The sequence below is a fragment of the Methylobacterium sp. M6A4_1b genome, assembly GCF_053345175.1.
Genome location: NZ_JBKEZQ010000005.1, coordinates 224107 through 248917, shown reverse-complemented (window position 1 = coordinate 248917; position 24811 = coordinate 224107). Strand labels below are relative to the sequence as shown.

At 69.2% G+C, this 24811-nt stretch carries 19 protein-coding genes; 6 read left to right on the top strand and 13 right to left on the bottom strand.

All coding sequences use genetic code 11. From position 1 onward, the window contains the following. Positions 1-44: 44 nt before the first annotated feature. The 5 genes from rsmA to lptF all read right to left on the bottom strand — a co-directional run bounded on the left by rsmA (position 45) and on the right by lptF (position 6914). Positions 45-905 (bottom strand): 16S rRNA (adenine(1518)-N(6)/adenine(1519)-N(6))-dimethyltransferase RsmA, encoded by an 861-nt coding sequence (rsmA, locus tag ACLBWX_RS07975; RefSeq protein WP_447676529.1) that lies wholly within the window; start codon positions 903-905, stop codon positions 45-47. Next, the gene (gene pdxA / locus ACLBWX_RS07970) at positions 902-1852 is read right to left on the bottom strand and encodes a 4-hydroxythreonine-4-phosphate dehydrogenase PdxA (protein WP_447676544.1); all 951 of its coding nucleotides are present in this window, start codon (positions 1850-1852) and stop codon (positions 902-904) included. Before pdxA ends, rsmA begins: the two co-directional genes overlap by 4 nt. Positions 1853-1959: 107 nt before the next feature. Further along, positions 1960-4641 (bottom strand): LPS-assembly protein LptD, encoded by a 2682-nt coding sequence (locus ACLBWX_RS07965; protein WP_447676528.1) that lies wholly within the window; start codon positions 4639-4641, stop codon positions 1960-1962. Then, the gene (gene lptG, locus ACLBWX_RS07960) at positions 4641-5729 is read right to left on the bottom strand and encodes an LPS export ABC transporter permease LptG (protein ID WP_447676527.1); all 1089 of its coding nucleotides are present in this window, start codon (positions 5727-5729) and stop codon (positions 4641-4643) included. Before lptG ends, ACLBWX_RS07965 begins: the two co-directional genes overlap by 1 nt. Positions 5730-5744: 15 nt before the next feature. Beyond that, entirely contained in the window at positions 5745-6914 is a 1170-nt protein-coding gene (lptF, locus tag ACLBWX_RS07955; protein ID WP_447676526.1) for an LPS export ABC transporter permease LptF, read from the bottom strand. Positions 6915-7195: 281 nt separating this feature from the next. Between lptF and ACLBWX_RS07950 the strand changes: the two genes are divergently transcribed. The 4 genes from ACLBWX_RS07950 (at position 7196) to msrP (ending at position 12259) form a co-directional block, all read left to right on the top strand. Then, positions 7196-8692 carry a leucyl aminopeptidase gene (locus tag ACLBWX_RS07950; protein WP_447676525.1) on the top strand — a complete coding sequence of 499 codons (1497 nt, stop codon included), beginning with the start codon at positions 7196-7198 and terminating at the stop codon, positions 8690-8692. A gap of 5 nt (positions 8693-8697) precedes the next feature. Then, a complete protein-coding gene (locus ACLBWX_RS07945) occupies positions 8698-9387 on the top strand; it encodes a hypothetical protein (RefSeq protein WP_447676524.1) in 690 nt (229 codons plus the stop codon). Between the two features lie 85 nt (positions 9388-9472). Further along, complete coding sequence (locus tag ACLBWX_RS07940) at positions 9473-11167, top strand: AMP-binding protein (RefSeq protein ID WP_447676523.1); 1695 nt, start codon at positions 9473-9475, stop codon at positions 11165-11167. A 135-nt stretch (positions 11168-11302) separates the two neighbouring features. Next, on the top strand, positions 11303-12259 hold the full coding sequence (msrP, locus tag ACLBWX_RS07935; RefSeq protein WP_447676522.1) for a protein-methionine-sulfoxide reductase catalytic subunit MsrP: 957 nt from the start codon (positions 11303-11305) through the stop codon (positions 12257-12259). Positions 12260-12297: 38 nt separating this feature from the next. On the opposite strand, the gene ACLBWX_RS07930 is transcribed toward msrP, so the two are convergent. The 8 genes from ACLBWX_RS07930 to carA all read right to left on the bottom strand — a co-directional run bounded on the left by ACLBWX_RS07930 (position 12298) and on the right by carA (position 22110). Further along, the gene (locus tag ACLBWX_RS07930) at positions 12298-13188 is read right to left on the bottom strand and encodes a LysR family transcriptional regulator (protein WP_056467988.1); all 891 of its coding nucleotides are present in this window, start codon (positions 13186-13188) and stop codon (positions 12298-12300) included. Positions 13189-13442: 254 nt separating this feature from the next. Next, the gene (gene trxB, locus ACLBWX_RS07925) at positions 13443-14417 is read right to left on the bottom strand and encodes a thioredoxin-disulfide reductase (protein ID WP_447676521.1); all 975 of its coding nucleotides are present in this window, start codon (positions 14415-14417) and stop codon (positions 13443-13445) included. Positions 14418-14431: 14 nt separating this feature from the next. Next, entirely contained in the window at positions 14432-15457 is a 1026-nt protein-coding gene (locus ACLBWX_RS07920) for a mitochondrial fission ELM1 family protein (protein WP_447676520.1), read from the bottom strand. Positions 15458-15507: 50 nt separating this feature from the next. Continuing rightward, on the bottom strand, positions 15508-16020 hold the full coding sequence (locus tag ACLBWX_RS07915) for a hypothetical protein (protein WP_447676519.1): 513 nt from the start codon (positions 16018-16020) through the stop codon (positions 15508-15510). A 7-nt stretch (positions 16021-16027) separates the two neighbouring features. Next, positions 16028-16504 (bottom strand): transcription elongation factor GreA, encoded by a 477-nt coding sequence (gene greA, locus ACLBWX_RS07910; RefSeq protein WP_447676543.1) that lies wholly within the window; start codon positions 16502-16504, stop codon positions 16028-16030. A gap of 125 nt (positions 16505-16629) precedes the next feature. Then, positions 16630-20115: a carbamoyl-phosphate synthase large subunit gene (gene carB, locus ACLBWX_RS07905; RefSeq protein ID WP_447676518.1), complete on the bottom strand. Its 3486-nt coding sequence runs from the start codon at positions 20113-20115 to the stop codon at positions 16630-16632. 163 nt (positions 20116-20278) lie between these two features. Further along, positions 20279-20656: a hypothetical protein gene (locus ACLBWX_RS07900; RefSeq protein ID WP_447676517.1), complete on the bottom strand. Its 378-nt coding sequence runs from the start codon at positions 20654-20656 to the stop codon at positions 20279-20281. A 212-nt stretch (positions 20657-20868) separates the two neighbouring features. Then, on the bottom strand, positions 20869-22110 hold the full coding sequence (gene carA / locus ACLBWX_RS07895) for a glutamine-hydrolyzing carbamoyl-phosphate synthase small subunit (RefSeq protein WP_447676516.1): 1242 nt from the start codon (positions 22108-22110) through the stop codon (positions 20869-20871). Between the two features lie 209 nt (positions 22111-22319). On the opposite strand from carA, the gene ACLBWX_RS07890 reads away from it, so the two are divergent. Both ACLBWX_RS07890 and dnaG read left to right on the top strand, forming a co-directional pair. Next, entirely contained in the window at positions 22320-22781 is a 462-nt protein-coding gene (locus tag ACLBWX_RS07890) for a GatB/YqeY domain-containing protein (RefSeq protein WP_056218815.1), read from the top strand. A gap of 86 nt (positions 22782-22867) precedes the next feature. Further along, positions 22868-24790: a DNA primase gene (dnaG, locus tag ACLBWX_RS07885; protein WP_447676515.1), complete on the top strand. Its 1923-nt coding sequence runs from the start codon at positions 22868-22870 to the stop codon at positions 24788-24790. Positions 24791-24811 lie beyond the last annotated feature (21 nt).

Sequence of the window (24811 nt, the reverse complement as noted above, 5' to 3'; positions counted from 1 at the left end):
GCCGCGCGGAGACATCAGCGCGGCCCTTTTCATGGGACGCGGGATCAGACGGGGCGGTAGGCCTGGGCCATCGCCACGAAGGCCGAGACCGGGACCTCCTCGGCCCGTGCGGTCTCGGGAATGCCCGCGGCGGCCAGGAGGCGGGCCGGGTCCGGGACCGCCGCCTTGAGGCTTTGGCGCAGCATCTTCCGCCGTTGCCCGAAGGCCGCGCGGGTGATCGCTTCGAGCGCCTGGACCGAGCAGGGCAGGGGATCGCGCCGGGGCGTCAGCCGGACGATGGACGAGGTCACCTTCGGCGGCGGCACGAAGGCCGAGGGCGCCACGTCGAACAGGATATGGGCCTCGGTGCGCCAGCCGCAGAGAACGCCGAGGCGGCCGTAATTCGCTCGGTCCTGCTCGTCCGCGACGATGCGCTCGGCCACCTCGCGCTGGAACATCAGCGTCAGGGAATCCCACCAGGGCGGCCAGACTCTCCCGGCGAGCCAGCCGACGAGGAGCGGCGTGCCGATGTTGTAGGGCAGATTGGCGACGATCCGGACCGGACCCTTGCCGATCAGGGGCACCGGGTCGAAGTTCAGGGCGTCGGCATCGACCACCTCGAGGCGCCCGGGATAATGCGCCGCGATCTCGGCAAGAGCCGGCAGGGCGCGCGGATCGCGCTCGATCGCGATGACGCGGGCGGCACCCTCCGCCAGGAGCGCGCGGGTGAGGCCGCCGGGGCCGGGGCCGATCTCGACGATTGTGACGCCCTCCAGCGGTCCGGCCGACCGGGCGATCCGCCCGGTCAGGTTGAGATCGAACAGGAAGTTCTGGCCCAGCGTCTTCTTGGGTTCCAGGCCGTGCCGGCGCACCACCTCCCGAAGGGGCGGCAGGCCGTCGATGCTGACGCTCCCGTCCTCGCTCACGCGCCGGCCTTGACGAGACGGGCGGCGAGGCGGAGCGCCGCCATCAGGCTGTCGGGCCGGGCGATGCCCTTGCCGGCGATGTCGAAGGCCGTGCCGTGGTCCGGCGAGGTGCGGATGAAGGGAAGTCCGAGGGTGACGTTCACGCCCTCGTCGAAGGCCAGGGTCTTGATCGGGATCAGGGCCTGATCGTGGGTCGGCGTCAGCGCGACGTCGTAGGTCGCCCGCGCCCGTTCGTGGAACAGGGTGTCGGCCGGCAGCGGCCCGCGGATGTCGATGCCCTCGTTCTGCAACTGCAGCACGGCCGGCTCCAGCACGTCGCGGTCCTCCGTGCCCATGGTGGCGTTCTCGCCCGCGTGGGGGTTGAGGCCGGAGAGGACGAGGCGCGGGCGGGCGAGGCCGAATCGCCGCCGCAGGTCCTCCGCCACGATGCGCGCGGTGCGCATGACGAGATCCTGCGTCAGCAGTTCGGGGACGCGCCGCAGGGCGACGTGGATGGTGACGGGCACCACCGCGAGGGTCTCGCACCAGAGCATCATCACGGGGAGCGGCGGGGTCTCGCCGGGCGCGACGGAGCAGGCGGCCAGGAACTCGGTATGGCCCGGATGGGCGAAGCCCACCTGCGTGAGCACGTATTTGGCGATCGGGTTGGTGACGAGGGCGGTGGCCGCCCCGGAGCGGACGAGGTCCACCCCGGTCGTGATCGATTCCAGGATCGCGCCGGCATTGGCGGAATCGGGGCGTCCCGCCACCGCGTGAACGGCCGCGCCGCTCGGCAGGGCCATCACCGGCAGGGCCCGTCCGAACACCTCGGTGGCGAGGTCCGGGCCGACATCCGCGATGGGGACCTGCAGGTTGAGCTCGCTCGCCCGCCGCTCGATGAAGTCGGGGTCGGCGATGAGGAAGAACGGAGGCAGCCCGGGGCCGGCATCGCGCAGGCGCCACGCCATCAGGGCGAGTTCCGGGCCGATCCCGGCCGGGTCGCCGAGCGTGAGGGCGATCGGCCCGTGCAGGCTGCTCACCGCATCACTCCGTGTCGTTCCAGGGGCGGGCCGCTTCAGCGGACCGTCGAGATGCCGTCGGCCGTGATGGCCGTGTTCAGGTTCTGGCGGAAATCCGCCTCGCCCAGGGTCTTGAGTTCGAGACGCAGCAGCACCGTCCGGTTGCGCTCGCTGGTACCGAGCGAGGCCGCCACCGGCGAGACGATGTAGTTGACGGAGACCGTCGTGCACTCGTCCTGGTAGCCGCCGCCGATGCTCATGCCCGAGAGGTAAGCTTGGCCCGGGTTGCGGTAGACCGGCGCGTCGCCGACGGGGTTCGCGAGGTAGGAGGCGTAGGCCGTCCGGAAGTTGTCGCGCACGTCGAGGTAGTGAGACAGGTCGACGAGGGCGGAGCCGGTCACGAACCAGTTCGGCGTCACGTGGTAGGTCGCCGAGGCGGTGATGCCCTCGCGGCGGTTGGCGAAGCCCAGGGCCGGCTGCGCCTTGTAATAGGAGTAGAACGCCGACAGATCGATCGGCGCGAAGGGCGCGAGGCGGGCGATCACGCCGGTCTCGACCCGGTTCACCCCGAGATCGGCATGATCGAAGCGGCCGCGGGTGATGAAGGTGATGTGCTGGTTCGGCGAGAGCTGGAACCGGCCGACGAAGTCCGAGGCCCGGCTGTCGAGGCCGGAATCGAGGCCGACATTGGCGATGTCGCCGCGGCGGAACGAGTTCACGCCGGCGATCTGGATCGACTCGCCGAACATGACGTTCGCGTACCAGCCGGCGGGGGTCACGACGGAATACTGCGCGCCGATGTTGGTGCGTACGCCGCCCTCGACCCGGTCGTAGCCCGAGAACTTGTCCCACTCGAACAGGGAGGTGTCGTCGAAGATCAGGCTCTGCGCGTCCTCGTTCGGCAACCGGCCGATATGGGTCTCGCTCGGGCGCGCGATGACCTGCGCGATCGGCTCGAGGGTGTGCACGCCCAGCGGGCCGAAATTGCTGACGAACGGGTAGCGGTAGTCGATGCCGACGGCGGGCAGCACCCGGCCCGAGAAATCCGCGTCCTGCGTCGCGATGTTGGCCGAGAGCGCGTTCTGGTACCCCGAGGTGCGCGGGTCGACGAAGAACGCGTCCGTGCGCAGGTAGGCGAACGGCGTGAAGACCTGGCCGACATCGTCGATGAAGCTGCGGCGCCAGGAGAGCTGGGCCGAGGCGCGGGTGTTCGTGCCGGCCAGGCCCCGGATCACGCACTGGCCGCGCGTGAACGAGGTGCAGGTCTCGTAGAGGTAGTAGGTCTTGCCGTTGATCGTCGGGGTCAGCAGGTAGGCGGTCGGGCTCTGGACCGCCTGGAAGTCGGTGGCCTGACGGGTCAGGCTGGTGATGTTGGCCTCGAAGCGGACCTCGCCGCCGAGGAAGCCCGGCCCGTTGATGCGCTTGTCGTAGTCGATCACCGGCGCGACGAAGGGCTGCTCCTTCTGCCAGTCGAAGCTCGACAGGCCCTTGAAGTAGTAGCCCCGTGCCTCGAACCACGAGCGGTCGCCCTGGCCGATCAGGTAGGCCGTCGACACCGCCTCGCGGAAGTAGTCGGTCGTGATGCTCTGGTTGCGGATGCGGTAGTTGTCGAGGAACCACTTGTCGGTCACGCCGACGATGTCCCAGCCGGTGCGCCAGCGGTCGTTGATGTAGAACTGGCCCTTGGTTTCCACCGAGCCGCGGAAGTCGCGGTCGCCGGCGCCGAGAGGACCGGGCAGGAAGGCGCTCGGCGTCGTCTGGAAGATGCCGGACAGGCGCAGGTTGTACGAGCCGGTCTCCAGCCGGTGGCGGAACTCCGCCTGGCCGAGGACGCCCTGGTTGCTCAGGAAGGCCGGCGAGAGCGTGAGATCGTAGTTCGGCGCGAGGTTGACGAAGAACGGGGTCGCGAGGCCGGAGCCCAAAGCCGTGGAGGTGAGGAAGCGCGGCGTCAGGAAGCCGGTCTTGCGCTTCACCGTCGGGTCGGCGGTCTCGAAATAGGGCAGGTAGGCGACCGGGATGCCGCCGATCTCGAGGGTCGATTCCTCGAAGGCGACGGTGTGGGTCTCGTTGTTGTGGACGATCTTGGTGGCGCGGATCTGCCAGAGCGGCGGCGTCTCCGGGTTGTTCTTGCACGGCTCGCAGGCGGTGTAGGTGCCGTACTCGAAGCTCGTGCTGTCGCCCTCGATCCGCTCGGCGCGCGGCGCGGAGAAGCGGGTGCGGACGCTCTGTCCGTTCAGCTCGACGGTCTGCTGGACGCGCAGCGCGTCGATGAAGCCGTTCTTGAAATCGTCGGTGAGCTCCATCTTGGAGCCGGTGACCACGGCGCCCGAGGCCTCCGTCAGGCGCACGTTGCCCTCGGCGAAGACGCGGCTCGCCTTGCGGTCGTAGATCACCCGGTCGGCCTGGAGGGTGCGCGGGCCGTAATGCAGCTCGGCGTTGCCGCGGGCCGTCACGGTGTTGCGGTCGTTGTCGTAGACGAGCTCGGCCGCCTCCACGAGGAGACGCTCGGCGGGCTTGCCCGAATCCAACTTGCCCGAATCCGGCTTGCCGGCGGTCGCCTTCGGGGCGCCGGCCCGCGAGGCCCCCTGGGCGAGCGCCTGCCCGCCGGGCGCCGCGGGGGCGACGGCCAGGAGCAGCGCCACGAACCCCGTGGCCAACGTGATGTCGGCGACCTTACGCAACGCCAGTCCCAACTCCTGCCAAGGCCTCCGCCCCATCGCCACCGACGAGTCCGACATCAGCCGTCCTCCTGATAGAGAAGCGTGAGCGTACCAAGGAGACTCCCTACCACGGCCGGGAACCACGCCGCCACCGCCGGCGTCACGATTCCCGAGGCACCGAGGCCTTCCAGCACCTGTCGCGCGACATACAGCACGAACCCCGCCGCGACGCCGCCCAGCACCAGTTTGCCCACCCCACCAAAGCGGAAGAACCTTAAGGAAACGCTGGCCGCCACCAGGACCATGGCCAGGAACAGGACAGGTCTCGCCAGCAGCACATCGTACTGGAGGCGGTAGCGGGTGGCGTCGAGGCCCGCCCGCTCGGAGCGTGAAATGGTCTCGGGGAGTTGCCAGAAAGGCACGGATTCCGGTGGCGTGAAGCGCTGGCGCACCTGCGAGGGCACCAGGGTCGAGGCGATCAGGTAGGTCTCGAAGGTCTCCGCCGGATGACCCTTGGCCATCACCCGGGCCTGGTTCAGCTCCCAGTAGCCGTCGTGCAGGCTGGCCTTGGCGGCCTCGATCTGCGCGGTGAAGATTCCGGCCTCGTCGAAGGTGAAGACCGAGACGCCCGCGAGCGTGGTGGTGCCCTCCACCGCGGTGTCGGCCCGGATGATCGCCTGCCCGTCGAGGCTGCGCTGGCGGATCCACAGGTCCTTGCCGGAATTGGCCTTCGTCGAGCGGGAGAAGATCTTCGCCTCGATCTCGGTGGAGCGCTGCTTCATCAGCGCCGAGACGGGGTTGTAGACGCCCACCGTGAAGGCCCCGATGGCCAGCGCCACGAACACGCCGGGCTGCAGGAACTGCCAGGCCGAGATGCCGGCGGCCCGGGCCACCACCAGCTCGAGCTTGCGCGAGAGCTGGAGCAGGGCGGCCATCGAGCCGAACAGGATCGCGAAGGGCAGCACGCCCTCGGCGACCGCCGGGGTCCGGTAGAGCGAGAGCTGCGCCATCAAACCTGTGGACGCGCCCTCCGCATCGCCGGCGCGGCGCAGGAGCTCGACGAAATCGAGGGTGTAGACGAGCGTGAACACCGTGAGGAACACGCCCAGGATCGTGCGCACGAAGCGCATCGCGAAGTAGCGGCCGAGGGTGGCGCCGATCAGCATCGCGTCAGCCCCGCCTCACTGCACGCCGAGGCGCGGGCGCCGGCCGAAGCGGCGCAAGAACCCGGCCGCGGCCCGGCTCATCCGGATGTTCCAGTCCCGTACCGCCGCGCCGTTGAAGATCATCATCGCCGAGATCAGGATGGCGAGGAGGGGCACGGCGTAGACCGCGATCACCGCGCCCTGGCTGCGGGCGGCCGCGCTGGAGGCGGCGAAGCCGCCGATGCGCACCACCACCACGGCGAGGACCGCCCCCGCGACCGCGAGGCCGCGCCCCTGGCGCGTGGTGCGCGGGTCGCCCAGCGCCGCGAAGGCGATGAAGGTCAGGGCGAGCGGGTAGAGCCAGGACGAGAGCCGGTCGTGCAGCTCGGCCCGGAAGCGGCCCTTCTGCTGTTTGTAGTAGGTCTCGCTGGTATCGGGGAACAGCAGCTGCGCCGTGGCGCGCTCGCGCGGCTTGTAGACCAGCTCGGCATCGGGCGGCGTGAAGGCCGCGAGATCGACGGTGTAGCGCTCGAAGGTGATGATCGAGGCGTCGCGGGAATCCTTCTGCTGCCGGTGGATGCTGCCCTTCTCAAGGGCGAGGTAGCTCTGGCCGCCGTATTCCTGCGCCTGGCCGCGCTCGGCGAGATACACCACCGACTTGCCGGCCTCGCGCTTGTCCTGGATGAACAGGCCGAGCAGCGCTCCGCCCGGGCCGCGCTCGCGGAAGTGGAAGGTGATGCCGCTGTCGAGGCTGGTGAACTGCCCCTCCTTGACCACGTTGGCGATGAAGTCGCCGCGCACCCGGGTCAGCACGTCGCGCAATTCCTGGAAGGACGACGGCATCACCTGGATCGTCAGGAACGCCACCGCGAGGCTGACGGCGAGGCCGAGGCTGAGGAAGGGGCGCAGGATCTGACGGGGCCGCATGCCCGCGGCCGACATCACGATGAGCTCGGAATCCCCGTTGAGCTTGTTCAGCGCGTAGACGACCGCGATGAACAGCGCCACCGGGGCGATCACGGTGATCAGGGTCGGCAGCGACAGGCCGGTGATGAGGAAGAAGATCACCAGGGTCTGGCCCTTGGCGGTGATTAGGTCGAGCTCGCGCAGGGCCTGCGTCACCCAGATCGTGCCGGTCAGGCCGACGAGGCAGGCGAAGAAGGCCCCGAGCGCGATTCTGAAGATGTAGCGCTCGATCTGGGTCATCGGTTCTCGTGGATCGGCGTCCCGCGGATCGCCCCCCGCCTCGCCCGGCGAGGCTCGGCCCCGCCCGCTTCTACCCGTCCCGCCCCCCGGCCGTCGACTCCGATCCGGGCGCTCCGATTCGGGCACTTTCAGGGCCGTCCGGTCGCGTTGCGTTCTCTGCCTCAATCGGTACACAGAAGCGCCTGGAGTGGCATGTCCGATGCCGTGCCGCTCCGCACATCTTGCACGCACGACTTCGAACGCACGGTTCGTTCGAGCCCAATCCTCGGAAAGCTAGCGTCATGGCGGACGGAATTACGATCGCGTTCGGGCCCCTGGGTCCGGTGGGCCGGGGCGACGTCGTCCTCTTCGTCGGCGACGATCTCGCCCTGGCTCCGGCCGTGGCCCAGGCGATCGGCGGCGGGGTGGCGGATCTCGTCGCCCGCGCGGCCGCGGGCGAGCGCTTCAAGGGCAAGTCCCTGTCGGCCCTGGCGCTGCCCGCGCCGGCCGGCCTCGACGCCGACCGCCTCCTGGTGATCGGCCTCGGCTCGGAGAAGGATCGCGCCAAGATCGACTGGCCGGCGCTCGGCGGCTTCACCGCCAGCAAGGTCTCGGGCCGGAACGCCCATGCCGCGCTGATCTTCGCCGGCCTCGACGTCACCGCGGCGAATGCCGCCGACTTCGCCCTCGGTGCCCGCCTGCGCCACTACAGCTTCGACCGCTACAAGACCAAGAAGAAGCCCGAGGGCGAGGATGCGAAGGGCACCGCCGTGACCCTGATGGTGGCGGATGTCGCCGCCGCCGAGGCCGCCGCGAAGGTCTCGGAGGCCGTCGCCGACGGCGTCATCCTGGCCCGCGAACTCGTCAACGAGCCGCCGAACGTCCTCGACCCGGAGGAGTTCGCCCGCCGTGCCGAGGCGCTGACCCAGCTCGGCGTCGAGGTCGAGGTGCTCGGCCCCGGCAAGCTCGCGGCGCTCGGCATGCGCGCCCTCCTCGCCGTGGCTCAGGGCTCCACCAAGGAGGCCCGCGTCGTGGTGATGCGCTGGAACGGCGCCGCCGATCCGTCGGAGGCGCCCATCGCCTTCGTCGGCAAGGGCGTGTGCTTCGATTCCGGAGGCGTCTCGATCAAGTCCGCCGGCGGCATGGAGGACATGAAGGGCGACATGGGCGGAGCCGCCTGCGTCGTCGGCACGATGCACGCCCTCGCCAGCCGCAAGGCGAAGGTCAACGTCGTGGGCGCCATCGGCATCGTCGAGAACATGCCCGACGGCAACGCCATGCGCCCGAGCGACATCATCACCTCGATGTCGGGCCAGACCATCGAGGTCATCAACACCGACGCCGAGGGCCGCCTCGTCCTCGCCGACGTGCTCTGGCACATCCAGGGCTCCTACAAGCCGAAGTTCATGATCGACCTCGCCACCCTGACGGGCGCGATCATCGTGGCGCTCGGCCAGGACATCGCCGGGATGTTCTCCAACGACGACGCCCTCTCGGCCAAGATCGCGGCGGCCGGCGAGGCGACCGGCGAGGCGGTGTGGCGGATGCCGCTGATCCCGGCCTACGACAAGGCCATCGACTCGAAGTTCGCCGACATGAAGAACTCCGGCGGCCGCCACGGTGGGGCCGCCACGGCGGCCTCGTTCCTGAAGCGCTACGTGAACGACGTGCCTTGGGCGCATCTCGATATCGCCGGCGTCGCGATGTCCTCGTCGGCGAGCGAGATCAACCGGAGCTGGGGTGCGGGCTGGGGCGTGCGCCTGCTCGACCGCCTGGTGCGCGACAACTACGAGGCCTGAGCCGCGTGCTGCCGGCCGCGATCCCGCTGGCAGCCGCGCTCCTGGCGATCGCCGTCGCCTTCGTGACGGGCTTCGACCAGCGGGCTGCCCTGCCGCCCGAGCTCGAAGCCCGTTTCTACGGATTCTTCCTCGATCGCTACCCGCTCTTCGCGGTGGCGATCGTCTACGGCACCGCTTGCCTCGGCCTGCGGATCGCCCGGCCTGGCCCCGCCGGCTGGCCCCGGCGCCTCGTCGGCGGAGTGCTCGCCCTGGCGCTGTTCCTGGCGGTCTGCCTGCATCCCACCTTCGGCGGCGTGACCCTGCGACTCGCCTTCGCCAGCGGCGGCACCGCCTTCCTGACCCAGCAGGCGATGCCGGCGGCCTACGCCCTCGGGTCGGCGCTGGCCGCCACCGTGTTCGCGACGTCTCTGGCCGTCGGCGCCCTGCTGATCGGCAACCGGCCGCCGCAGCGCCCGCGGCGCTGGCTGCGTACGATCGCCGGGCTTCTGCTGCGCTACCTCGCCCTCTGGTTCGCCCTGGCGGTGCTCGGTCTCGCCCATGCGGCGGGCTTCGGCATCTGGCCGCGCCGTTCGATGACGATGGCCGATGCCGTGTCAGCGGTGGCCCTGGCCTGCATCGCCTTTCTGCCGCACCTGGCCTGCAATGGACTGACGATGCGTCAGGATCGTTTCCGCCGGCTCCAGGCCACCGCTTGATCCCGCCGGCGGGATGGTCGAGGATGGTTTAGATGTGAACTAAGGAGGCAGGAAGCCGCCGGGTCGCATCGCAGGGAGGATCCACATGGCCGAAACCCGGAGCGCCGCGCGCCCGTGGCTGACCGCTTATCCGCCGGGCATTCCCGCGGACCTCGACGTCGACGGCCTCGGGACGCTGGTCGACCTGTTCGAGGAGTGCATGGCGCGCTCGGCCGCGCGTCCGGCCCTGGAGAGTTTCGGAGCCCGTGTCTCCTACGCGGCCCTCGGCGCATCGTCCGAGGCCGTGGCGGCCTGGCTCGCCGCGCAGGGCCTCGCCAAGGGCGACCGCGTCGCGATCATGATGCCGAACGTCGCCGCCTATCCGGCGACGATCTTCGGCGTGCTGCTCGCCGGCTGCACCGTCGTCAACGTCAACCCCCTCTATACCCCGCGCGAACTGACGGCGCAGCTGAACGACTCGGGCGCGCGCATCCTCTTCGTCCTGGAGAACTTCGCCCACACGGTGATGCAGGCGCTGCCGGACCTCGCCCTCGACCGCATCGTCCTGGCCGGCCCCGGCGACGGCCTCGGGCTGAAGGGGCGGCTGATCACCCTGGCCTCGCGCCACCTGAAGAAGGCCGTCCCGCCCTATCGCTTCCCCGATGGGCTCGCGGTCCGCTTCGACGCGGTGATCCGCGCGGGCGCGGACAGGCCGAAAGTCCGCGTCCCTATCAGGCCGGACGATCTGGCGTTCCTGCAATACACCGGCGGGACCACGGGGGTGGCCAAGGCGGCGATGCTCACCCACCGCAACATCATGGCCAATGTCGAGCAGAGCCGGATCTGGTTTCGCGTCTCCGCCGATGACGGGCAGGCGCGCGTCATGGTCACGGCGCTGCCGCTCTACCACATCTTCGCACTGACCTGCTGCTTCTTCTTCTTCATGAAGGTCGGCGGCTGTTGTCTGCTGATCGCCAATCCGCGAGATGCCGACGGCTTCATCAAGACCCTGAAAGGCACGCGCTTCACCCATTTCTCCGGCGTGAACACCCTGTTCAACCTGCTGATCAACCATCCGAGGATCCGAGAGGTCGACTTCTCGAAGCTCGATTTCGTCATCGCCGGCGGCATGGCGGTGCAGGCCACCGTCGCCGAGAAGTGGAAGGCGATCACGGACAGTGCCATCGTCGAGGGCTACGGCCTGTCCGAAACCTCGCCGGTGGTCTGCGTCAACCCGCCGGACCTGGCCGAGTGGAGCGGCACCATCGGCTATCCGTTGCCCTCCACCGACGTCTCGATCCGCGGGCTCGACGGGCGGGAGGTCGGAACAGGCGAGCCCGGCGAACTCTGCGTGCGGGGGCCCCAAGTCATGGCCGGCTACTGGATGCGCCCGGACGAGACCGCCCAGGCCACCACGGCCGACGGCTATTTCCGGACCGGTGACGTGGCGGTGCTGAACCCCGATGGGCAGGTCCGCATCGTCGACCGGATGAAGGACATGATCCTGGTCTCGGGCTTCAACGTCTACCCGAACGAGATCGAGGACGTGCTCGCGAGCCATCCGGGCGTGCTCGAATGCGCCGTGGTGGGCGCCGTGAACGACGAGACCGGCGAGATGGTCGTCGCCCATGTGGTGCGCAAGGACGACGCGATGACCACCGACGCGCTGCGGACCTTCGCCCGCTCGCAACTCACCGGCTACAAGGTCCCCCGCCGGGTGGTCTTCCACGACGCCCTGCCCAAGACCAACGTGGGCAAGGTGCTGCGCCGGGCGCTGCGCGACGATCCGCCCCCTCCGTGACAGGCGCGCGCCCGTAACCTTCGCATCCCTCTCGGCGAAGGGCGACATCGGGACGGCTTGCGCGTTCGCCGCGTGCGGCCGATGTCAGGGCAAGAGGCCGGCGCGCCGCGATGCGCGCCGCACGGAGGGATCGACATGCACATCAGGCGCACCCGGGCATGGGAGATGCCCGAACACCTCGCGACGCCGGAGAGCGTCTTCCTCGATCGCCGACGCCTCCTCGGCGGCGCGGCGGGCCTGGCGGCCGCCTCGCTCATCGGGACGGATGGCGCCCGGGCGGCGTCCGATCCCACCGCCGACCTCTACCCGGCCAAGCGCAACGAGGCTTATACCCTCGACCGTCCGCTGACGCCCGAGAAGTACAGCGCCGACTACAATAACTTCTATGAGTACGGCACCTCGAAGTCGGTCCTCCCGGCCGCGAACGCCCTGAAGACCCGTCCCTGGACGGTGGCGATCGACGGCCTCGTCGAGAAGCCGATGTCCCTCGGGATCGACGACCTGATCCGCAAGATGCCGCTGGAGGAACGCCTCTACCGGCACCGCTGCGTCGAGGCCTGGTCGATGTCGGTGCCCTGGACCGGGTTCCCGCTCGCGAAGCTCGTGGCCCTGGCCAAGCCGACCTCGGGTGCGAAGTACATCCAGATGCAGACCTTCCTCGACCGGTCGATGGCGCCCGGCCAGAAGTCGTTCCTGTATCCCTGGCCCTATACCGAGGGACTGACCCTCGAGGAGGCGGGCAACGACCTCGCCTTCATCGCCACCGGCGTCTACGGCAAGCCGCTCGCCAACCAGTTCGGCGCGCCGATCCGCCTCGTGGTGCCGTGGAAGTACGGCTTCAAGTCGGTGAAATCGATCACCAAGATCTCGTTCGTGGCCGAGCGTCCGAAGACCTTCTGGGAGGGCTTGCAGGCGGCCGAGTACGGCTTCTGGGCGAACGTCAACCCGGCGGTGTCGCATCCGCGCTGGAGCCAGGCCACGGAACGGGTGCTGGGCACCGACCAGCGCGTGCCGACCCTGATCTACAACGGCTACGGCGAGCAGGTCGCCGGCCTCTACAAGGGGCTCGAGAAGGAGCGCCTGTTCGTCTGAAAACCGGCCGGCGGACGGGGCGTGGATCGCCCCGTCGCTCAATAGGTCCAGCGCTGGGCCTTCGCGACGAGGAAGTCGCGGAACGCCTGGACGCGGGCCACCGAGCGCATTTCCTCGGCATAGACGAGGTAGCTCTCCATGTGCGGCATCTCGGTCTCGCGCATGACCTGCACCAGTCCCGCCTGACCCTCCGCCGCGTAGTCGGGCAGGATGCCGATGCCGGCGCCGGTATCGATGGCCTGCTGCAGGGCGGTGATGTTGTTCACCGTGAAGTGGATCGTCCGGCGCTCCTGGCCCTCGCGGCCGACGGTGGAGAGCCAGTGCGTCGCCAGCAGGTAGGACGGCTCGTTGCCGCCGAACGAGACCAGGCGGTGGTTGTCGAGGTCGGCGATCGACTTCGGCTCGCCGAAGCGCTTGACGTAATCCTGCGACGCGAAGGCGTGGTAGTGCACGGTGAACAGCCGCCGCTGGATCAGGTCCGGCTGGGCCGGGCGCCGCATGCGGATGGCCACGTCCGCTTCGCGCATGGCCAGATCGAGCTCCTCGTTGGTGAGGATCAGCTCGACGCGCACGTCCGGGTAGAGGTCGAGGAATTCGGCGATTCGCTGGGCGAGCCAGGCGGTGCCGAGACCGACCGTCGTCGTCACCTTGAGATCGCCGGTCGGCCGCTCGCTCGTCTCGACCAGGCGCGCCTTGGTGTTCTCGAGGCGCAGCTTCATGTCGCGCGCCGCGCGGAACAGCAGGTCGCCCTGCTCGGTCAGGATCAGGCCGCGGGCGTGGCGGTGGAACAGCGGCGCCTTCAACTCCCGCTCGAGGGCGCTGATCTGCCGGCTCACGGCCGACTGGCTCAGGCCGATGTCGTCGCCCGCGCGGGTGAAGCTGCCGGCTTCCGCGACGTTGAGGAAGATGCGGATCTTGTCCCAGTCCAAGGCGTCCACTCCCATACGCAACCCGACGCCGGCTGATCATGCCTCCCGTCCCGCCGAGCCGCGATCCGGACATCCATGTCAGGCCCGATCGACTCGACCCGCCCGGCGCGCGCGGAGGGCGGGCGGGACGACCTTCGGGTCATGCGGGTGACGCCGACGGCGCATGCCGTCAGCGCTTAGGTTAGTGGCTCGACCTTGCGATTGTCTTGACGTCGCGCGCAAGACGCATGGCGCCCTCGTCCGCCGGAATCTTCCTATTCCGCGGCCGCTTGCTGGGGTGTTTCGCCGACTTCGAGGGCGGCCAGGTACTTCTCGGCGTCCAGGGCAGCCATGCACCCCATGCCGGCAGCGGTGATCGCCTGACGGTAGACGTCGTCGGTGACGTCGCCCGCCGCGTAGACGCCGGGGATCGCCGTATGGGTGGTACCCGGCGCGGTGTCGATGTAGCCGCCATCGCGCATGGCGAGCTGACCCTCGAAGATCCCGGTGGCCGGCTGGTGGCCGATGGCGACGAACACGCCGTCGGTCCTGCGCTCCGTGACCTCGCCGGTGCGGGTGTCCTTGAGGCGGACATGGGTCACGGATGGCGGCTTCTCGCTGCCGCAGATCTCCTCGACCGCGTGGTGCCACACCACCTCGACGTTGGGATGCTTGAACAGGCGCTCCTGCAGGATGCGCTCGGCGCGGAACTCGCCGCGGCGGTGGACGACGATGACCTTGGAGGCGAGATTGGCGAGGTAGAGCGCCTCCTCCACGGCGGTGTTGCCGCCGCCGACCACCACGACTTCCTTGCCCCGGAAGAAGAAGCCGTCGCAGGTGGCGCAGGCCGAGACGCCGAAACCCTGGTACTTGGCCTCGGAGGGCAGGCCGAGCCACTTCGCCTGGGCGCCGGTGGCGATGATCACCGCGTCGGCCGAATAGGTCTCGCCGGAATCGGCCTCGAGCCGGAACGGCCGGACGTTCAGATCGACCTTGGTGATGTACTCGGACACGATCCTGGTGCCGACGTGCTCGGCCTGAAGGCGCATCTGCTCCATCAGCCAGGGACCCTGAATCGCCTCGGCGAAGCCCGGGTAGTTCTCGACGTCGGTGGTGATCATGAGCTGTCCGCCCGGCTGGAAGCCCGAGATCATCAGCGGTTCGACCATGGCGCGGGCGGCGTAGATCGCGGCGGTGTAGCCGGCGGGACCCGAGCCGATGATGATGAGTTTGGAGTGGGTGTGCGCCATCGCTCTCGTCTCCTTCAGGCCCACCGCGCGCGGTGATCGGCATAGGCCCTGGCCATCGCGCCTGCGATGACGGGGGTCGCATCCAGGGGCTGGTAGTGCAATTCCTCGAGGCGGCCGACGAAGGGCTTCAGGGCCCCCGCCATCGCGAGCCCGGCGAAGAGCCGCCTGTGACGGATATAGGTCTTCGGCAGGTCGAACAGGAGAACGGGTGCGCCGGTGCTCACGGCCTCGCCCACCATGTTCGCCGAGTCCGACGTGACGACGATCGAATCGGCGATCGCCAGCATCGGAACATAGGGGTTCGGGCTACCGCCGTCCCAGAAGAAGCCGCCCTTGGTCGCGACCATGGTCCGCAGAGCGTCTCGCAGGTTCTGCGGCGTGCGCCGGGACACGGTGACCATCAGCGAGCAGCCGCCGTCGGTCAGCTTGTCGAGGTCTCGTAGGAGCCGGCGCATGTCCGCCGGCCGATAGCTGAGATGCCGGCTGTCGCCGCCGACCAGGACGGCGATGCGGGGCCAGGGCAGCGCGGACAGGCGGGGGTCGGCCTTGGCGCGGGCCTCGGCCAGGCGCTCCGGCGTGACCTGGTGCGGCGGCGTCAGCGTCGTGAAGACGTTGGGGCCGCGCAGGTCGTCGTAATCCGGCACCCAGATGAAGTTCGCCGCATCGTGGCCGATGCGCGGATCCTTCAGGAACGCCGTGAAGGTCCGGCCCTGCGAGGCGGCCCGCACGGCGCGCAGGTACGGCACGGACCGGCGTCCGGAGGCGATCAGCAGATCGGGGAGAGGGCCGGCCAGGACGCCGCGGGGGCCGCCCGCCCGGTCGCGCGGGTCGGTCGGGCCCCAGGGCGCCATCCAGCCGAAGGGCGGACGCGGTGCGATCCGACGGAGCTCGAACGGCAGGCCGAGGGTTTCGGCGAGGCCGATGCACTGGTTCTCGTCGCCCGCCTTGCCGTCGGTGACGATCCAGGTCCTGGCCTGGGCGAGTTCGGGGAGCGGCGCGGAGGTGCCGGCGGGGGAGGGCATCGCGGACGCTGCCGACATCAGGTGATCCAGGTCAATCCTCGGGCGAAATCATCCGCGGCGCCATCCACCTAATCCGGGGGCAGGGCGCGCCGCAGCCAACCTGCATAGTGCTGGGCGATGGCGGTCAACCGCCGGCGCTCGGATTCCGGGTCGTACCAGGCGCCGCCCGAACTCGCCGGGACGGCGGAGAGCTGGGGGTGGCGGGCGAGGATTTCGCCCCGGCGTCCGACGAGAAGGGCCTCGCCGTCGAGGTAGTCGCTCTGGGTGCCGCCGCCGAGGCGCCCGCGCCCTCCGTCGCCCCCCGCATAGGGATTGATCGACAGGCCCTTGATCCGCACCAGCAGGACGGGACCGCGGCCGCCGAGCCGGTCGGCGAACTCGGTTTTCAGGGCGGCGAGCAGGTCCTCTCGCAACGCGAGCGCGGGGTTGCCGCCGCCGAGGGCGATCAGCGGCCGGACATCGACCTGGATGCCGGAGAGCCGCTCGCCCCCGAGACCCGTCAGACCCTCGGCCCGGGCCGCTCCGAGCAGCGCGACGAGACCGAGCAGCGGCCCCGCCGCCCGGAGGAAGCCCGGCCGCATCGGCGACTCAGCTGCCGTACTGGACGGCGACGACCTCGTAGGACTTGCCGCCACCCGGCGTCGTCACCTCGACGGTATCGCCGACCCCCTTGCCGATCAGCGCGCGGGCGATCGGGGAGGTGATGGAGACCAGGCCGGAGCGCACGTCCGCCTCGGGCTCGCCGACGAGCTGGTAGGTCTTCTCCTCCTCGGTGTCCTCGTCGAGGAGCTTCACCGTGGCGCCGAACTTGATCTTCGTGCCCGAGAGCTTGGAAACGTCGATCACCTCCGCGCGGGAGATCATGCTCTCCAGCTCCAGGACGCGGCCCTCGTTATGGGACTGCGCCTCCTTGGCGGCATGGTACTCGGCGTTCTCCGACAGGTCGCCGAGGGCGCGGGCCTCGGCGATGGCCTGGATGATCCGCTGGCGCTCCACCTGCTGGCGGTGCTTCAACTCCTCCTCCAGCGCTGCGTATCCGCGCACCGTCATCGGAACCTTGTCTATCGTCATCGTCTCGCGCCACAATGAATAAGCCCGGCCGGAGCATGTCGCTCCTTCCGGGCCAGAGTAAATTACTCCCGAACCGCCAACAACACGGCTTCCGATCAACACGGAAGCCGCGTGAGAATTCAGGCCGCGAAGTATTCCTGCAAGGCGCGGACCTTGAGATCGCCTCCGAGATAGGCCTTGATCCCCTCGGCCGCCGCCATCGCTCCTGCAAGAGTGGTGTAGTACGGCACTTTATGCAAGAGGGCGGCCCGCCGGAGCGAACGCGAGTCCGACAGCGCGCCGGCACCCTCGGTGGTGTTGAAGACGAGCTGGATGTCGCCGTTCTTGATCGAGTCGACGACGTGCGGCCGGCCCTCCAGGACCTTGTTCACCCGCTCCGTCGGCACGCCCTCGTCGGCGAGGTAGCGCTGGGTGCCCCCCGTCGCGACGATCGAGAAGCCGAGTTCCGAGAGCAGGCGGATCGCCGGCAGGATGCGCTCCTTGTCGGCGTCGCGCACCGAGACGAAGACCGCCCCGCCCTTCGGCACCAGGGTGCCCGAGCCGAGCTGGCTCTTGGCGAAGGCGACGCCGAAGCTCGAATCGAGGCCGATGACTTCGCCCGTGGACCGCATCTCGGGGCCGAGCAGCACATCGACGCCGGGGAAGCGGGCAAAGGGAAACACCGCCTCCTTGACGGCGATGTGATCCAGGACCTTCGCCTTCAGGTCGAAGCTCGCCAGCGACTCGCCGGCCATGACGCGGGCGGCGATCTTGGCGATCGGATCTCCGATCACCTTGGCGACGAAGGGGACCGTGCGGGAGGCGCGGGGATTCACCTCCAGCACGTAGATGGTGCCGTCCTTGATCGCGTACTGCACGTTCATCAGGCCGCCGACCTTCAGGGCCAGGGCCATGGCCTTGGTCTGCCGCTCCAGCTCCGCGATGGTCTCCGGCGAGAGCGAGCGCGAGGGCAGGGAGCAGGCGGAGTCGCCCGAGTGGATGCCCGCCTCCTCGATGTGCTCCATGATGCCGGCGATGAAGACGTCCTTGCCGTCGCAGATGGCGTCGACGTCGATCTCGGTGGCGTCCGACAGGTAGCGGTCGAACAGGAGCGGGTTCTTGCCCAGCACCGTGTTGATCTGCCCCGTCTTGTCGTTGGGATAGCGCGCCTTGACGTCCGACGGGATCAGGCTCGGCAGGGTGTCGAGGAGGTAGTCGGCGAACTGCGCCTCGTCGCGGATGATCGCCATGGCGCGGCCGCCCAGCACGTAGCTCGGGCGCACCACGAAGGGCAGGCCGAGATCCGAGGCGACGAGCCGGCTCTGCTCCACCGAGTAGGCGATGCCGTTCTTCGGCTGCTTCATGCCGAGCTTGTCGAGGAGGCGCTTGAACTGGTCGCGGTCCTCGGCGAGGTCGATGGCGTCGGGGGAGGTGCCGAGAATCGGCACGCCGGCGGCTTCGAGCGCGCGGGCGAGCTTCAGCGGGGTCTGCCCGCCGAACTGCACGATGACGCCGTGGAGCGTGCCGGCCTGGCGCTCGGTCTCGATGATCTCGAGCACGTCCTCCTGGGTCAGGGGCTCGAAGTAGAGCCGGTCCGAGGTGTCGTAGTCGGTCGAGACCGTCTCCGGGTTGCAGTTGACCATGATGGTCTCGTACCCGGCCTCCGACAGCGCGTAGCAGGCGTGGCAGCAGCAGTAATCGAACTCGATGCCCTGGCCGATCCGGTTCGGGCCGCCGCCGAGGATGATCACCTTCTTGGCGTTCGTCGGCTGCGCCTCGTCCACCACCGTGCCGGCGAAGGGCGCCACGTAGGTGGAGTACATGTAGGCGGTCGGCGCCTTGAACTCGGCCGCGCAGGTGTCGATGCGCTTGAAGACGGGGCGAACCCCGAGCGCCCGGCGGGCGGCGCGCACGCTGTCCTCGTCGGTCTTCGCGAGCACGGCGAGGCGCGCATCCGAGAAGCCGGCGGCCTTGAGCTGGCGCAAGGCGCCGGGGGTGTTCGGGATGCCGTGCGCCTTGACGCGGTTCTCCAGGTCGATGATCGCCTGGAGCTGCTCCAGGAACCACGGATCGATCTTGCAGGAGGCGTAGACCTCCTCGTGGCTGACGCCGAGGCGCAGCGCCTGGCCGACCTTCAACAGCCGGTCGGGAGTCGGGGTACCGAGCGCCGCCTTGATCGCGTTGTGATCGTCGCCCTTGCCCAGGCCCTCGATCTCGATCTCGTCGAGGCCGGTGAGGCCGGTCTCCAGGGAGCGCAGGGCCTTCTGGAGCGATTCGGCAAAGCAGCGGCCGATCGCCATCGCCTCGCCCACCGACTTCATGGCGGTGGTCAGTGTCGGCTCTGCGCCGGGGAACTTCTCGAAGGCGAAACGCGGGATCTTGGTGACGACGTAATCGATCGAGGGCTCGAACGAGGCCGGGGTGGCACCGCCCGTGATGTCGTTGGCGATCTCGTCGAGGGTGTAGCCGACGGCCAGCTTGGCCGCGACCTTGGCGATGGGAAAGCCCGTGGCCTTGGACGCCAGGGCGGACGACCGCGAGACGCGCGGGTTCATCTCGATGACGATCATCCGGCCGGTGGCCGGGTCGATGGCGAACTGCACGTTCGAGCCGCCGGTCTCGACACCGATCTCGCGCAGCACCGCCAGGGATGCGTCGCGCATCACCTGGTATTCCTTGTCCGTCAGCGTCAGGGCCGGCGCGACGGTGATGGAATCGCCGGTATGGACGCCCATCGGGTCGATGTTCTCGATGGCGCAGACGATGATGCAGTTGTCGTTCCTGTCGCGAACGACCTCCATCTCGTATTCCTTCCAGCCGAGGACGCTCTCCTCGATCAGGACCTCGTTCGTCGGCGAGGCGTCGATGCCGCGCTCGACGATGTCCAGGAATTCTTCCCGGTTGTAGGCGATGCCGCCGCCGGTGCCGCCCATGGTGAAGGAAGGGCGAATGATCGCCGGAAGACCGACCTCGGCGAGCGCGATCAGCGCCTGACCGATGGCGTGTTCGCCGTAGCGCTTGCGCCGCTCGGACTCGCCCCGGTGCCAGGTCTTCTCGAAGGCCGCGAGCGCCGCGGCCCGGGCTTCGCCCTCGTTCGCCGCCTCGATGCGGGCGATCTCGGCGAGGTACTTCGCACGGTCGGCCTTCTTGGCCGCCGAGGCGTTGGCGAGGGCCGATTTCGGCGTCTCCAGGCCGATCTTCGTCATCGCGTCGCGGAAGAGGTGGCGGTCCTCCGCCTTGTCGATCGCCTCGGTGGTGGCGCCGATCATCTGGACGTCGAACTTCTCCAGAACGCCCATCTTCTTGAGGGACAGGGCGCAGTTCAGCGCCGTCTGGCCGCCCATCGTGGGGAGCAGGGCGAAGCCCCCCGGCGCGACGTGGCGCTCCTTCTCGATGATCTTGGCGACGATCTCGGGCGTGATCGGCTCGACATAGGTCGCGTCGGCCATGTCCGGGTCGGTCATGATCGTGGCCGGGTTCGAATTCACCAGCACGATCCGGTAGCCCTCCTCGCGGAGTGCCTTGCAGGCCTGGGTGCCGGAGTAATCGAACTCGCAGGCCTGACCGATGACGATCGGCCCCGCACCGATGATCAGGATCGAGGATATGTCGGTGCGTTTCGGCATCGGGCGCCTTGGCTGCAAGCACGCGCGCCCGGCCATGCGCGGTGCCGGAGAAGCGGCACGGGCCTGGGGGCGCTAACGGCGTGGATTATCGTTGATCTCGGCACTTACACGCAGCCCGCGGCCATTGGAAGGGCACGGGCCGCCGGTGAAGCGCAGGCGGGTCTCAGAAGCCGAGATAGAGGGCCGAGACCGCGCGATCGATGGACAGGTAGAACACCCCGAAGGCGACGACGGCCGCGGCGGCGAATTCGAGGGCCGCATTAGAAAGCGTCTGGCTACGGCGCAGGATCTCGCGGCCGAAATACAGGCCGATCCAGGCCAGGGTCATCACGACCGGCATCGCAAAGAGGAAGGACCAGGTGCTCTCGACCCGGTCGAGGCCCGTCGCGGGGTCGATCAGCGCCCGGATGTTGCGGACCCAGGGGGCGTAGCAGGCCGAGGTGAGGGCGGTCATCCAGGCGAGGCTCACGGCCACGCCGAGATGGAACGTGAAGAGGCGATGCAGGCGCGAGAAGTCGTCGCGCGCGTCGTCGAACGTCATGTGGAAAATCCCCGGCAAGCGTCGAAATCGACCCGGCGACGATCTTCGAACGCCGTCCTTAGCGGGCCGTTAACGATGCCGGGATGCTCCGGAATGCCGGATTTTTTGTGACGGGACGGGAACCTTTTCGCGGTTCGCCCCTCGGGCGTGCAGGGCAGCCCTGCAGTCGGCGCGGCGGCCGGACGGATGCCGCCCCGTCCGGCCGCGACGGATCAGTCGGCCCTGGTGACCAGGGTCTCGGGCGTGCCGGCCTTCATCAGGGCGACGAAGCGCTCGAACAGGTAGTGGCTGTCCCGCGGACCGGGCGAGGCCTCCGGGTGATGCTGCACCGAGAAGGCCGGGCGGTCCGTCAGGGTGAGGCCGCAATTCGAGCCGTCGAACAGGGAGACATGCGTCTCGAGGGCGGTCTCGGGCAGGCTCTCCGGATCCACCGCGAAGCCGTGGTTCATCGACACGATCTCGACCTTGCCGGTGGTCTTGTCCTTCACCGGATGGTTCGCGCCGTGGTGGCCCTGCGCCATCTTCACGGTGCGGCCGCCCAGCGCCAGGCCCATCAGCTGGTGCCCGAGGCAGATGCCGAAGGTCGGCACCTTCTCCTGCAGCAGCGCCCGAATCACCGGGACGGCGTACGCGCCCGTGGCGGCCGGATCGCCGGGCCCGTTCGACAGGAACACGCCGTCCGGCTTCATCGCCATGATCTCATCGGCCGTCGTCGTGGCGGGCACCACCGTGACGTCGCAGCCGGCTTCGGCCAGCAGGCGCAGGATGTTGCGCTTCACGCCGTAGTCGATCGCCACCACCTTCAGGCCGGTTCCGGGCTTGCGGTCGCCGTACCCCGTCTTCACGCCCCAGGTGGTCTGCGACCATTCCGAGCGCTCGCGGCTGGTCACCGGCGGCACGAGGTCGAGGCCCTCCATCGGCGCGAGCGCCGCGGCACGGGCCTTCAGGGCCTCGCGGTCGAAGCGCCCCTCCGGATCGTTGGCGATGACCGCGTTCGGCATGCCGTGGTCGCGGATCAGCGCGGTCAGCGCCCGGGTGTCGACCCCGGTGATTCCGACGATGCCCCGGGCCTTGAGCCAGGAATCGAGGTGGCTCGACGATCGCCAGTTCGACGGGTTGGTGACGGCGGACGCGATCACTGTGCCGCGCACCCCGGAGGCCGGCGCCGCGTCGAGGCTCTCGAGGTCCTCGTCGTTGGTGCCGGTGTTGCCGATATGCGGGAAGGTGAAGGTGACGATCTGGCCGGCATAGGACGGGTCGGTCAGGATCTCCTGGTAGCCGGTCATCGCGGTGTTGAAGCAGACCTCGCCGTCGGCGATTCCGGTCTGGCCGATGCCGAAACCTTCCAGCACGGTCCCGTCCGCCAGGACCAGGAGGGCGGTGGCCAGGGGCTCGGCCCACGGAGCGGGGGGCGCGGGCACGGCAGGCGTGTGGACGCCTTCATCTTGCAGCATCGGCGTGATCTCGCTTATGTCCGGCCGATCCCGGCGCCGTGAGCGGCGCGTGCGGGCGGCTTGTCGTGCGGCGCTCATAGCGAGCGTGCCGCGTTTGGGTCAATGTGGCCCTCGCGTCGGCGCGTCTCAAGAACCCCGGTTCGCGCAGCAATTCGCAGACCACGCCATCGATCCGCCGTCCGGGGTCCCGCTTTTTCAGGAGTCACACGATGCTGCGCGCCCGTCTCACCACCGAGATGAAGGAAGCCATGAAGGCCGGCGACAAGGCGAAGCTCGCCACCGTCCGGATGATCCAGGCCGCCCTGAAGGACAAGGACATCGAGGCGCGCGGCCTCGGCAAGGAGCCGGCCTCCGAGGAGGAGATCCTGGCCCTGCTCCAGAAGATGATCAAGCAGCGCAACGAATCGGCCGCGGTCTACGACCAGGGCGGGCGGCCCGAGCTCGCCGAGAACGAGCGCAACGAGGTCGCGATCATCGCGGGCTTCCTGCCCCAGCAGATGGACGAGGCGGAGACCCGGGCGGCGATCGACAAGGCCGTGGCCGAGGTGGGCGCCGCCGGCCCCAAGGACATGGGCAAGGTCATCGCCGCCCTGAAGGGCGCCTATGCCGGCCGCATGGACTTCGCCAAGGCGAGCGGTCTCGTGAAGGAGGCGCTGAACGCCAAGGCGTGAGGGCGTCCCGGCACCGCGCGTCGGCGTTGGGGACTCTTTAAGCCTGGTCCGCTAATATCGGCGGCCGCAGAGGTCCGGTTCTTGCCGTGCGTTACCCGCCCCACATCCTCGAAGAGATTCGCGCGCGCCTGCCCGCATCCGACATCGTGGGGCGCCGCGTCCGGCTGAAGAAGGCCGGCCGCGAATGGCGCGGCCTGTCGCCGTTCAATGCCGAGAAGTCGCCGTCGTTCTACGTGAACGACCAGAAGCAGTTCTATCACTGCTTCTCTTCCGGCAAGCATGGCGACGTCTTCACCTTCCTGATGGAGACCGAGGGCTTGAGCTTCCCCGAGGCGGTGGAGCGCCTGGCGGCGGAGGCCGGCGTGACCCTGCCGGCGCCGAGCGCGGACGCCCACGAGCAGGAGACCAAGCGCGCCGGCGCCTTCGAAGTCATGGAGATGGCCGCCGTCTTCTTCGAGGAGCAGCTGCGCGGCCGCGCCGGCACCGAGGCCCGCGCCTATCTCGATCGGCGCCAGCTTGGCCCGGAGATCCGGAGCCGCTTTCGCCTCGGCTACGCGCCGGGCGACCGCTACGCCCTGCGCGACCATCTCGCCGCCAAGGATGTCGACCGGGACCTGATGGTCGAGCTCGGCCTGCTGGTAGCCGGCGAGGACATCCGCGTGCCCTACGACAAGTTCCGCGACCGGGTGATGTTTCCGATCGCCGATTCGCGTGGGCGCGTCATCGCCTTCGGCGGCCGGGCGATGCAGAAGGACGCCAAGGCGAAGTACATGAATTCGCCGGAGACGCCGCTCTTCCACAAGGGACAGCTGCTCTACAACCTGCACCAGGCCCGCAAGCCCGCCCATGATCGCGGCGTGATCGTCGCCGTCGAGGGTTACGTCGACGTCATCGCCATGACCCTCGCCGGCCATCCCAACGCGGTGGCGGGCCTCGGCACCGCGCTCACCGAGGAGCAGATCGGCCTGCTCTGGCGCAACGCCGACGAGCCGATCCTCTGCTTCGACGGCGACGGGGCCGGCCAGCGGGCCGCCTTCAAGGCCCTCGACGTCGCGCTGCCCGGCCTGACGCCGGGCAAGTCCCTGCGCTTCGCCATGCTGCCCGAGGGGCAGGACCCCGACGATCTCCTGCGTTCGGACGGCAAGTCGGCCATCGATCGCGTGCTCGACGCGGCCCGCCCCCTGGTCGAGGTGCTGTGGTCGCGCGCCACCGACGGGGCTCCCCTCGATACCCCCGAGCGGCGGGCCGGCCTCGCCAAGTCGCTGCGCGAGATGGTCGCCTCCATCCGCGACGAGACCGTGCGGGGTTTCTACCGCGACGAGATCGAGGGGCGTCTGCGCGCCCTGTCGCCTCAGGCCGCATCCGGACGCCGCGGACCCTGGGAGCCGCGGACGGGCTCGGCGCGGCCTGCCTTCCCGCGCAATCCCCGGCCCGGTGATCCGCCGCCGTCGCCGCGAATCACGACCAAGTTCAATCCGCTCTATGCCGGCGAGACCAGCGCATCGGGCCAAGTGGCCTTCCGCGACCGGGAGGCGATGATCGTCTCGAGCCTCCTCGTCCACCCCGAACTGCTCGGGATCGAGGCGGAGGATCTCGCCGAACTCGAACTCGGCGATCCGGACGCGCAGGCGCTGCGCTCGCTGCTGCTCGACAGCCACGCCGATGCCGATCAACCCGGCGTCGAAGTTCTGGAGAGCCGTTTGAAGCGCGCCGGACTCATGGAAGCGGCGGTCCGTCTCGCCAGCCATGTGCGTCCGGGCGATCGATGGACCCTTGACGCGCATGCCGATCCCGTGCGTCTCGAAGACGCATTGCGTCAGGCCGTGATCTTGCACCGCAAGTCTGGAGCGCTAAATAGCGAACTCCGCTTGGCTGAACGGGCCCTGGTCGAGGACGAGACGGAGGCGAACTTCGCTTGGCTGTGCGACGTGAAGGCCCGTATGGCGGTCATCGCCGGTGCGGAGGCGGACGAGGTGGTGCCGGATGCGGATGAGGCATCGACACCCTGAAACCTGCGCCGCGAACGAATT